10 protein-coding genes are annotated in these 11,912 nt (G+C 34.8%); 4 read left to right on the forward strand and 6 right to left on the reverse strand.

Annotated features, from left to right (window positions below; all coding sequences use genetic code 11):
• Position 1: 1 nt before the first annotated feature.
• The 5 genes from ACTB0X_RS12305 to sucD form a co-directional block, all read right to left on the reverse strand.
• Positions 2–2,086, reverse strand: coding sequence for a hypothetical protein (locus tag ACTB0X_RS12305; protein WP_463025331.1), 2,085 nt, complete (start codon positions 2,084–2,086; stop codon positions 2–4).
• 57 nt (positions 2,087–2,143) lie between these two features.
• The gene (fabG, locus tag ACTB0X_RS12310; RefSeq protein WP_463025332.1) at positions 2,144–2,890 is read right to left on the reverse strand and encodes a 3-oxoacyl-[acyl-carrier-protein] reductase; all 747 of its coding nucleotides are present in this window, start codon (positions 2,888–2,890) and stop codon (positions 2,144–2,146) included.
• 236 nt (positions 2,891–3,126) lie between these two features.
• Positions 3,127–4,056 (reverse strand): ORF6N domain-containing protein, encoded by a 930-nt coding sequence (locus tag ACTB0X_RS12315; protein ID WP_463025333.1) that lies wholly within the window; start codon positions 4,054–4,056, stop codon positions 3,127–3,129.
• A gap of 146 nt (positions 4,057–4,202) precedes the next feature.
• Positions 4,203–4,718, reverse strand: coding sequence for a hypothetical protein (locus tag ACTB0X_RS12320; RefSeq protein WP_463025334.1), 516 nt, complete (start codon positions 4,716–4,718; stop codon positions 4,203–4,205).
• 124 nt (positions 4,719–4,842) lie between these two features.
• Positions 4,843–5,721, reverse strand: coding sequence for a succinate--CoA ligase subunit alpha (gene sucD, locus ACTB0X_RS12325; RefSeq protein WP_463025335.1), 879 nt, complete (start codon positions 5,719–5,721; stop codon positions 4,843–4,845).
• Positions 5,722–5,893: 172 nt separating this feature from the next.
• Between sucD and ACTB0X_RS12330 the strand changes: the two genes are divergently transcribed.
• Genes ACTB0X_RS12330 through ACTB0X_RS12340 form a run of 3 tightly spaced genes read left to right on the forward strand, consistent with a single transcriptional unit; the run spans position 5,894 to position 9,285 of the window.
• Positions 5,894–6,379: a DUF6702 family protein gene (locus tag ACTB0X_RS12330; protein WP_463025336.1), complete on the forward strand. Its 486-nt coding sequence runs from the start codon at positions 5,894–5,896 to the stop codon at positions 6,377–6,379.
• Entirely contained in the window at positions 6,379–6,954 is a 576-nt protein-coding gene (locus ACTB0X_RS12335) for a HupE/UreJ family protein (RefSeq protein WP_463025337.1), read from the forward strand. The genes ACTB0X_RS12330 and ACTB0X_RS12335 overlap by 1 nt, the downstream gene beginning before the upstream one ends.
• A gap of 3 nt (positions 6,955–6,957) precedes the next feature.
• On the forward strand, positions 6,958–9,285 hold the full coding sequence (locus ACTB0X_RS12340; protein WP_463025338.1) for a M1 family metallopeptidase: 2,328 nt from the start codon (positions 6,958–6,960) through the stop codon (positions 9,283–9,285).
• A gap of 226 nt (positions 9,286–9,511) precedes the next feature.
• Here the strand turns inward: ACTB0X_RS12340 and ACTB0X_RS12345 are convergent, their stop codons facing one another.
• The gene (locus ACTB0X_RS12345; protein ID WP_463025339.1) at positions 9,512–11,527 is read right to left on the reverse strand and encodes a tetratricopeptide repeat-containing sensor histidine kinase; all 2,016 of its coding nucleotides are present in this window, start codon (positions 11,525–11,527) and stop codon (positions 9,512–9,514) included.
• Between the two features lie 223 nt (positions 11,528–11,750).
• Between ACTB0X_RS12345 and ACTB0X_RS12350 the strand changes: the two genes are divergently transcribed.
• Positions 11,751–11,912: a DUF1328 domain-containing protein gene (locus ACTB0X_RS12350; protein ID WP_463025340.1), complete on the forward strand. Its 162-nt coding sequence runs from the start codon at positions 11,751–11,753 to the stop codon at positions 11,910–11,912.

Genomic DNA, 11,912 nt, shown 5'->3' on the forward strand with positions numbered 1-11,912 from the left:
TTTAATACGATCCATTTCTCTTTCTAACTAACCACTCTAAAGCGAGCAAGCCTAAAATTAAAAAGAAAATCCATTTTAAATTTATCAATTCTGAGAGTTTCACTTGTGAGTAAGAAATCGACGTGATGTCTTCTCTTAACTCTAACTCTTTTATAATCTCGCTCATTTGATTTGGGAAGAAACTTTTTCCTCCATTCTGCTCACTAATTTCTTTCATCAATCCGAGGTTCGCTTGCAAATTATTCCCTTCCACATCGATAGGCAAAATAGATAGCGTTCCTGTTTCTTTCAATTGTTTTCCGCCATAATTAACGGTAGCTAAATAGGTGTAATCGCCTACCGCAAGATTTCCTGCATTCAAATAATAGCGTTGGTTGGTGGCAGTAAAACTAAACGAATATTCTTGCCCGTCTGTATTTCGAATCAACAAACTAACCTCCGGTTCATTTACCAACTCATAACTCTCGTTGTACAATTCAGCATCAAAAACAATGGATTCATTTTCAAGAAAATCATTTTTAGTGGTCACGCGAAATAAACTCTTATCCACTTTTAAAGAAAGGTATTGAACCGTTTTTCCCATTAATTCCTGAAAGTTCGCACTGCTTTGATTTCGCTCATAATCCGCTAAACTCCACCTCCACAATCCTTCTCCCAATACAAAACCTAATTTCTGATTTTCGTCTTGTATAAAAAACCACAAAGGAGTTTGGGTTTCTACTTTCGAAATTTTCTGATAAAGTAGCGTATATGAAGGTTTACTAATGGATACTTCACCAAAAGGCGAAGCCAACGGGGGGAAACTGGCGACTTGTTTACCAACCGATTCTTCTAGCTTAAACAATGGAAATGTCGGATTCTGAATCCCTGTTACATCATTGGTTTGTTTGCCCCGAGCTGAAATGGAAACACCCAGCTTTAGTTCATTTAAGATTGGAATAGCAGTTTGACTGGACACAACAAACAAAGCAGACTGATTATTTAACAGTGATTTCACCTTTGCTAACTGAGCCGTATTGGTGGGGATTCCATGAAAAATCAACAAATTATATGCTCCTGTTTTGGTGTCCAGTTTATCGATTAGTTTGACATCGACTTCATAATTTTCATTTCGCTCAATGTTTCGTTTTATTGCAGCTACATCCGGATGCGCAGAATTGGCCACAATTAATATTTTCTCTTTCCCGTCGAGTACATCAATGTAAATGGCTTTACTATTATTGACCAAACTCATTTCTCCATCTACTTCCGAAAGGGAAACGATATACTTCTGTAATCCAACCTCCTTTGCTTCCAATAAAATGGACTGCTCTTTAAAGAAATCATCTGAATCAATGGAAATTACTTCTGAATACAAAATAGAGCCATTGTGAGAAACCGTTAATTTCGATGTTTTTCCAGCCAACTTTTGTGCGTTTATTGCTACCGAAATTGGAAATTGATTTCCTCTAAAAGCAATCTTATTGGCGATTACTTTAGAGATTTGAATGTCTTTATTGATATTGGTATCTCCTAAAACAATGGAGTAAATGGGAAAGTTGAAATTAGCCGATTGAAACAATGGATTTGAACCCGTATTGTAGATTCCATCCGAAGCCAATATTAAGGCACCTACATTTCTATTGCTAAAACGATTCTCAATTTCATCGATAACATTGGAAATATCTGTTTGTTGAGCAGTGTAATCAATGGTGCCACTTTCTTCCAATTGATTACCAAAAGTGTAGGTCTTCAATTCATAATCTCCACTCAACTGCTTTTTTAACTCTTCTAGCTGAGTTAAATAATCTGTTTTGTAAAAACTAGAATCTTTGTTGAGTAATATACTTTGAGAGTTGTCTTGTGCAAAAAGCACAATCGGAGGCTCAATCTCTCTCTCCAAATGTTTGATGTATGGCGACAACAGTAGAAATGCCAAGACGGATACCGCAACAAAACGAAGCGTAGCCAATCCTTTCACTTGCCATCCGACAAATTCGCTGTGTTTCTTATTGTTCCAATACAGGATAAAAGTGTAAATACCCCCTAAGGTCAAGCAAAATAGAATAAACCAAAGGGGGTATTTTGTGATGATAGAAAAATCCAAAATAAGATCTTTAATAGGTATTTATAGCTCAATTACTCAAGCATTAATTGCAATAAATTAAGTCAGCATTGCACCGCAAACATTAATCGTTTGTCCTGATACATAAGCTGATAAATCAGACGCCAAAAACAAACAGGTATTGGCTACATCCTCAGCTGTTCCTGGTCTTCCCAAAGGAATTCCTTTTAACCAACCTTGCATAACCTCCTCTCCCAATTCTGCAGTCATTTCTGTAGCAATAAATCCGGGAGCGATGGCATTACATCTAATATTTCTTGATCCTAACTCTTTCGCGATAGATTTCGTAAATCCGATAATCCCTGCTTTAGAAGCGGCATAGTTCGATTGACCTGCATTTCCATTTACTCCTACTACTGAACTCATGTTGATGATAGAGCCAGAACGTTGTTTCAACATGGTGCGCTGTACATGCTTGGTAATGTTGAATACTGATTTTAAATTCACGTCGATTACTTGTTGGAAGTTCTCTTCAGACATTCGCATCAATAAACCGTCACGAGTAATACCTGCATTGTTCACTACGATATCAATCGTTCCAAACTCTGCAACGATGTCATTGATCAATTTTTCTGCTTGTGCATAATCTGCGGCATCAGACTGATAACCTTTCGCTTTTACACCAAAAGCGGCTAATTCCTTTTCCACTTCGGCTGCTCTGTCAGGAGATGATACATAAGTAAAAGCCACTTGAGCACCTTGCTCAGCAAACTTTACTGCTACTCCTTTTCCAATTCCTCTTGTAGCTCCTGTGATTAAGGCTACCTTTCCTTCTAATAATTTCATGTATGTTGTATTAATCGAATTCGAACTATCAAATATAAGTAAAGACTGTTGTAATACCTATGTGATTAAAAAAATGGTCTCATTTTTTTAATCTTACAGTGGTAAATGCCGATTGCTAAAATAAACAGTATTATGAGGCATTGCCGATATTAGACTGTATTATTTTTCATTTCGGTATAAAATGGTAAGAAAAGTGGAGATAAAATATAGAGAATGTTGGAGATAGTCGAACTTAGTTATTCATGACTTACTTTTATTAATCCTTGTATAGATTGCAGAATGGTAAATGAATCAATTTCTAACTTAGAAAAGGCAAACCATTTCTTGCCTAAATCCTTCAATGAGGCTCCTATATGATAAACCTCATTATGATCTAGAATTAAAAATCGGTCATGTGCTTTATCAAAAGAAACACCAACAAATGTAGGGTATTGGGTATTTGCCTTTTCAATATCTAGCAGTAGTTTTTTAGAGATGGTTTTACTCAGTAGATATACTTTAATATCCGCTTTCTTCTTGGTCAATTGTGTAATAACACTATCATCGATGTAATTATCAATTAGTACAATACTGTGTTCAGCTTTCTTAATCAGGTTATTCACAAAATCATAAGCATCATACGTTTGCCCGTCAAAAAACACCCCTTGACTACTTTCTTTTTCTGGTGCTTCTAGGGCTTTAAACACTTTTTCAAATTGCAAATTAGTTTCCAATTTATACTTTACAAAATCATTAGATAATTGCAATAGCTGCTGGTGATTTCCAATTGTTTTTCGCATTTGCACGAATGCATTAATAATTTGGATGCTTACTTTTATTGCAATTTCGCTTCTTAAAACTGCGGATAACATTGCTACTCCTTGCTCGGTAAAAACATAAGGCAAGTATTTCCTATGCTTACCCCTTTCATTTTCTAAGGTCACAGATTGTGACCTTAAAGATTTAATCACAGTTTGTGACCGTAAGGTTTCATTTTCAGTTTCGTCAAGTTGAAAACGAAACTCATCTGGAAAACGCTCTACATTTCTTTTTACCGCTTGATTAAGCACCTTAGTTTCTACCTGATACATCGCTGCTAAGTCTGCGTCAATCATTACTTGCTCACCTCTAAAAGTGTAAATTCGATTTTCAATTAAGGCAGAACTAATTTCTTCCATTTTACTCATCCACTTATTTTAATTTTTACTATTACAGGACATCCAACCTTTCATGAATATAAATATAGGTAAAGACGGTTGTAAAATCTTAGTAGAGATAAATATAAACAATTCACTTCGATATAATTTCAAATAGCCTTCTAGTCATTTCTATCCTAATTTTCCGAATATTTGTATTTGCGAACAAACTGAAATCGATACTTTTCAACTTCTTCTCCAAGAAATTTAATTCCAATGGATTTCATTAATTTACTAATCTCCCACATTTGCTTAAAATTATAATCAATAAAATGAAATTTCCTTCCCGACTTGAGGTACAAAATATAAATGGGAAAAGATATTGACCTAATTCCTACTCCCTTCAAATAAGACTTTTCCGATTTACTAAAACCGACTATATCTACCTTATTAAATCTTTTAGAATATATAAAAGGAAAATAACCGAGTAGTAATCGTTCATCTTTTATTGCAAGAAAATTTGGCTCTTGATAAATATTCAGTCCTAAGAATAGAACAATCAAGAATAAGAACACAAATATTATAACCGGAATTAACTCGAACTTCAAGATAGTAACTGTAGTGCTAGTGATGAAAAATGAAGGTAAAATTAAAATGAACAATGAAATTACTCTCAAAACATAACTTATATAATTGGTCTTTGCTCTTTTCATAAATCTATAACACCTAGAGAGTACCAAATGTAATAAATCTCTACATGAATCATTTTTACCAAATCAAAAAGCCCCTTATCTCTTCCGAGATAAAGGGCTTCAACTATTTATGTTTCAGAGAATCTTAAGCAGTAACGCCCATCAATTCAGCCATTTTCTTACCAATTTCAGCAGGAGATTCTGCTACAGTAATACCACAAGCAGCCATAATCTTCATTTTAGCTTCAGCCGTATCATCAGCTCCACCAACAATTGCACCTGCGTGGCCCATTGTTCTTCCTGCAGGAGCAGTTTGACCAGCGATAAAACCAACTACTGGTTTTGTACCGTTTTCTTTAATCCAATGAGCTGCATCAGCTTCCATATTACCACCGATTTCACCAATCATGATGATGCCTTCAGTTTCTGGATCGTTCATTAATAACTCAACTGCTTCTTTAGTAGTAGTTCCAATAATTGGATCTCCACCAATACCAATTGCAGTAGTAATTCCCATACCTGCTTTCACTACTTGGTCAGCTGCTTCATAAGTTAAAGTACCGGACTTAGAAACGATACCGATTTTTCCTTTCTTGAAAACGAAACCTGGCATAATGCCCACTTTCGCTTCTCCTGGAGTAATCACACCCGGACAATTAGGACCTATTAAACGACAATCTTTATCAGAAATGTAATTTTTTACTGCGATCATGTCCTTCGTAGGAATTCCTTCAGTAATACAAATAATCACTTTGATACCTGCTTCAGCAGCTTCCATAATTGCATCAGCAGCAAAAGCTGGCGGCACAAAAATGATGGAAACGTCAGCTCCTGTTTCTTTCACTGCATCAGATACCGTATTAAAAACCGGCTTGTCTAAATGAGTTTGTCCACCTTTGCTTGGAGTTACTCCACCTACTACATTTGTACCATACTCAATCATTTGACCTGCATGGAAAGTTCCTTCACTACCGGTAAATCCTTGAACGATTACCTTTGAATTTTTATTTACTAGAACACTCATTATTTGCGTTTTATTTTTTCTTTAAAAAGGATTTTTTAATGAGCCCAAATTTATGCTTTTATGGCTTCAACTGCAAAGCATATCTACATAAATAAATGAACAAAAATTAAATTCTTCCTTTTAGTCGGCTAGATTTCCAATTGCATGATGGGAGTTTTGTTATTTTTGAGCAATGAAAAAATGGGGATTAATACTGCTTTTAATAGTTTCAGCGCAAGCTGCGAGTGCACATAAATTTTATGTAAGCATTACTCAAGTCAACTACAACCAGAAGACTAAAGCCATAGAAGTTACTTTAAAACTATTCACAGACGACCTAGAAATATCGACTTCTAAATTCGCTAAGCATCCAGTAAAAATTACAAAAGACACAGATGCGGATTCTGAAATTGAAAAGTACCTCTCCGATCAATTTTCCGTTGAAATAAACGATCAATTAAAAAAAATAAATTACTTGGGTAAAGAATTGGAGAATGATGTCAGTTGGTGTTACCTAGAAATAAAAGATGTACCGGACATCAAATCAATAAAAATTAATAATCAAATTTTTACTGCACAATTTCCGGAGCAGAAAAACTTGATTCATTTAAATGTAAAGGGAGTTGAAGAAAGTGCAATTCTAACAAAAAATACAACTTCTTTTTTACTTGAATTATAATGGATTTCGGCATCTATTTTACTTTAGGCTTAGACCACATCACCGACCTCAATGGTTTTGACCACATGCTTTTCATTACAGCATTAATGGCTCCTTTTGCGATAAAAGATTACAGACAAATCTTGATTTTAGTCACCGCTTTCACCCTTGGGCATTCCTTAACATTGGCATTGGCCTCCTTAAAAATAATCCCATTTAATCCAACCGTTATTGAATTATTAATTCCTGTGACCATTTTCATAACCGGAGTCTATAATTTAATTCGAAAAGAAACAACTTTAAACTCTAAAACAACTAGTTACCTCATCGCTTTGGGCTTCGGACTAATTCATGGAATGGGTTTTTCCAACTTTTTCCAGTCCTTATTGGGCAAAGATGCATCCATCGTTCAACCTTTATTGGCATTCAACTTAGGGGTAGAAGCAGGTCAAATACTATTCGTTTTCATTCTATTGTCAATACAATTCTTACTTTTAAGGATTTTAAAAATTAAATTCAATTGGTGGAAGAACACACTAAGCACATTAGCTGTTGTTGTCTCAACCTTTCTTTTTATTAAACAGATCATATCTTAATATATGAAATACAGATACTTAATTTCTTTTAGCAGCGCACTATTACTAACCATTTCTTCTTTTGCACAAAGCGACAACACCAATAAAAGTTACTTCAAGCAACTGTACGATGAATTGCCAACTCCCAATGCATTCCGAACGGCATCTGGTTACCCAGGGTATAAATATTATCAGCAAAAAGCAGATTATGTGATGGACATTGTGTTGGACGATGAGAAGCAGCGAATCTCTGGATCTGAAACGGTAACTTATACCAACAACTCTCCCGACATTCTACCTTATTTATGGGTACAATTGGATCAGAATATGCGAGCGAAAGATTCTGACACACGTAAGATTCAATCGATGAGTATTGGCGACAGCTTAAGTTTTGAAGCGTTGGATAAGTACATTAATCCATTTGATGGAGGATTCAAATTAGAGAAAGTAACCGATAGTCGAGGAAACAAATTGGACTATACGGTCAATAAGACAATGATGCGTATTGATTTACCTCAACCTCTAAAACCTGGAGCGACGACTTCATTTAAAATTGATTGGTGGTACAACATCAACGATCGTATGAAAATTGGCGGTAGATCTGGATATGAATATTTCGAAGAGGAAGACAATTACTTGTATACGATTGCTCAGTTTTTTCCAAGAATGGCAGTCTATAATGATGCGGAAGGGTGGCAAAACAAGCAGTTTTTAGGTAGAGGAGAATTTACTTTACCTTTTGGCGATTATCAAGTAAACATTACAGTTCCTTCTGACCATGTGGTAGCTGCAACTGGTGAGTTACAAAACACTTCTGATGTAATGACTTCTACTCAGAAAAAGCGATTTGCTGAGGCGCGTGAAAACACAACTGAGCCTGTATTGATCATCACTCAAGAAGAAGCCGAGGAAAACGAAAAAGAGAAAGCGAAAGGAACAAAAACGTGGAAGTTTAAAGCCTCCAATGTGCGTGATTTTGGATTTGCTTCTTCACGTAAATTTATGTGGGATGCTATGGCGGTTAAGTTTGGAAACAGAACTGTAATGGCCATGTCCTATTATCCAAAAGAAGGAAATCCTTTGTGGGAGCAATATTCTACTAGAGCTGTTGCGCATACCTTGAGAAGTTATTCTGAACATACGTTTGATTATCCTTATCCAGTTGCAATATCTGTCAATGCAAAAAGCATCGGAATGGAATACCCAATGATTTGCTTCAACTATGGTCGTCCTGAAAAAGATGGCACCTATACAGAGCGAACTAAATATGGTGTAATCTCAGTTATTATTCACGAGGTAGGACACAATTTCTTCCCAATGATTGTCAACTCAGACGAACGTCAATGGACATGGATGGATGAAGGATTGAATACTTTTTGCCAATACATGGCGGAGCAAGAATGGGACATTGACTATCCTTCAAGAAGAGGGCCAGCCTATAAAATTGTAGATTACATGAAAGGAGATAAAAGCAATATTTCTCCAATTATGACCAACTCAGAATCTATTTTCCAATTTGGGAATAACGCATACGGGAAACCTGCAACAGCGTTAAATATTTTGAGAGAAACAGTAATGGGTAGAGAATTATTCGATTATGCTTTCAAGCAATATTCGAAAACTTGGATGTTTAAGCATCCTACTCCTGCTGACTTCTTCCGATTAATGGAAGATGCATCCGCAGTAGATTTAGATTGGTTTTGGAGAGGATGGTTTTTTACGACAGACCATGTTGATTTGTCAATTGATAAGGTAGAATGGTTGCAAGTCGATTCTAGAAATCCATCAAAAGAGATGGCATTTCAGGGAGAACAAGCTAAAAAAGATGAAGAAGCTTTTATCGGAACCATCAGAAACAAAGAACTCAAAGCTAAGAATGTAGTGGTCACTGATAAAAAAGCAAATGACTTTTACAACTCATATGATCCTTTTGAACCAACAAAAATTGATGAAAAAGCATATGAAACCTATATGAGTTCATTGGATGATACTCAGAAATCAACTTTAGATCAACCGTTGAATTTATATGATGTTACCTTTTCTACTCCTGGTGGAATTCCAATGCCTATAATAGTAGAGTTTGAATTTACAGACGGTAGTAAAACCAAGGAATACATACCTGCTGAAATATGGAGAATGGGTGACAAAAGCATTAAGAAATTATTCTATTTCGAGAAAGAAGTGGTGGCAGTAAATTTAGATCCAAACTTGGAAACCGCTGACATCAATAGAAACAATAACTATTGGCCGGCGAGAGTGGAACCAAGTCGTTTCAAATTATACAAAGAAAAAGAAGAGAAAGAAAAAGAGAACCCAATGCAGCGAATCAAGCGTGCAGAGGAAATGAAGTAACCTTAATAATGGTTAATTGTGAATGGTCAATTGTTAATGATTAGGTGTTAATTATTAATAGCTGACCATTCTTTATTTAGGTTTGATCTCAACTAAATAACGCTGATCGTTTTGATTCACTTTTCATTTCAATAAATTGTTTCGACAAAACACTCATTAACAATTAATAATTAACCATTAACAATTAACAATTAATAATTAACCATTTACAATTAAGACGTTTTCCTTAAAAGTAGACTTCGACTTTCAACCCGTTTATTGAGCTCAATTGATAACTTCCGTCCAATTGCTCCACCAATGTTTTGAAAAGTTCAGCACCAAACGTTCCTTTATTAAATGAAAATTCAGGGTCTTCCAGTCCAATTCCATTATCTTCAATAGATAGAAATCTTTTCCCTTCAATAAATTTCACAATAATCTCTATTTCACCACTATCTTCTTTGAAAGCATACTTAAAACAATTGGTCAACAACTCATTAATCAGCAACCCCAAAGGAATTAGCTCCTCTATCGTTAAGTCCTTTATATCAATCTGCTTAACCACACTTATGCCTTCACTTGAATATACATTCTGTACTCGATCCACCAAAGTATTGATGTACTCTTCTACATCAATTGTTGTAAAATCCTTTGAGCCATATAGCTGTTGATGAACCAATGCCATAGAATTGATCCGGCCTTGCATTTCTTGGTAATTGGCTTTCAACTGATAACTTCTGCTTGTATTGGATTGTAGTCGCATCAAACTAGAAATGATCTGCAAATTATTTTTTACCCGATGATGAATCTCCTTCAAGAGGACTTCCTTTTCTTCTTTACTAATTAATGTACGTTTGAGTTCCTCATTCGTGGCGTCAATAATAGCATTACTCCGTTTCTGAGACCTGTATTTACTATAAATCAAGAACAATAAACCAGCAATAAACAGCAAACAAATACTTAACAGGTTCCTTATATTCTGTTCGCTTTCTAACTGCTGAACTCGCTTCTCTTGAGTCAAAGCGATAATATTATTCTCTCTTACACGCTCGAGACTATCTCGAAATATTTGACGTTCTTGATTGTATTTTACTTCTAAGTTCTCTAGTACCTCAACTTCTACTTTATCATATAAAGAATCTTTATAGCTTGAATAAGCTTCTTGATATTTATATGCTGCCTTGTAATCGTTCTTCTTTATACTTAATCGAACTAGTCGAGTATAAACCTCAGAATAGTAACGATTAACTCCTATTTCTTGTGTCAACTTCAAAGCTTCCTTCAAAACAAGCTCTCCTTTATCTAATTCTCCACTATTTATAAAACTCTCCCCGATATTAAACAAGGCGATAATACTACCCACCTTATCATTATTTTTCTCACAAATTAATTTTGATTGATACAGATTTTCAACAGCTTTGTCATATTTCTTCGTATTCATATAGATAATTCCTCTATTCAAATAGGCCTTACTGTTTATATGAGAGTTTACGAAGTTGTTGGTATCAATAAGGATTAGATTCAAATAATACAGTGCGCTATCATATTTCTTTAACATGGTTTGAGAGACTGCGATATTATTATAAGAAATCAACAAACTAGCTGATTTATCTTTCTCTCTATACAATTTCATTGACATCCTATGATAAGTCAACGCTTTATCATAAATCGACATTTCTTGATAAATATTTCCAATGTTATTATTGCTATTTGCAAATTCTAGAACAATGGAAGAATCTTTAGTATAGAGGTTCTTGACTTTAAACAATGTACTTAAACTCTCATCTTGTTTGCCTTTACGAAATAGTATAGAGGCATAGGTGTTATAAGCACGAGCCAACTCTAAAGCATGATTCGGTTTGGCAAAATCAATAGCCCTCAAAATTTCATTTTCGGCTCTAATCAATTGAGCCTTTTTCTGAGAAAGCACTGAACGTGTATAATAATATTGAGAGAGCAAGAGACTATCATTACTCCGATATAAGTCGTCACTTATTCGGTTCAGTAACCCTTCAGAAGTATCCATCATGGAAATCTTTGCTGCTGCCATTGCAGTATTTATCACAGAAGACAGATATTGCTTATCCTCTTTTTTTAGACTAGATAATGCTTTTGAAGCATATAAATAGTGTAAACTATCATTAATATCTCGGTATTCTTCCGAAAGGGCTTTCCACTCCTGATATGTTTTATCTTGACCTGCATTCGATTCAACCGAAATAAAAAACAAAAAAGTTAGAAATAGTAATTTATTAAAGCGCATTGAATTTTAGGTTAAAGAGTTTCTTTTTTTAATATTTATTTCCGGCAAAGTGAGTACTATTTTCTCAATCTTGAAGAAAAAAAGTGCCACATTTTAATCTATTCATTCAGTCAACGCAAACACAAAAATCATAACAATCTAAAAATCAAACTAAAATCGCTTTTTGTTTTATTTTGGATTTTTTATTGCTTCAATATAAGTATAACCTTTAAAACTTAAAATTATGTTACGTTGGACAATCACATTTTTTATAATTGCATTAATCGCTGCTGTATTCGGATTTGGGGGAATTGCCGCCGGAGCTGCTTCAATTGCAAAAATCCTATTTTTTATCTTTATAGTACTTTTTGTACTCTCTTTATTGAGAGGATTATTTACTAAATAA

The organism is Acidiluteibacter sp., assembly GCF_055129545.1.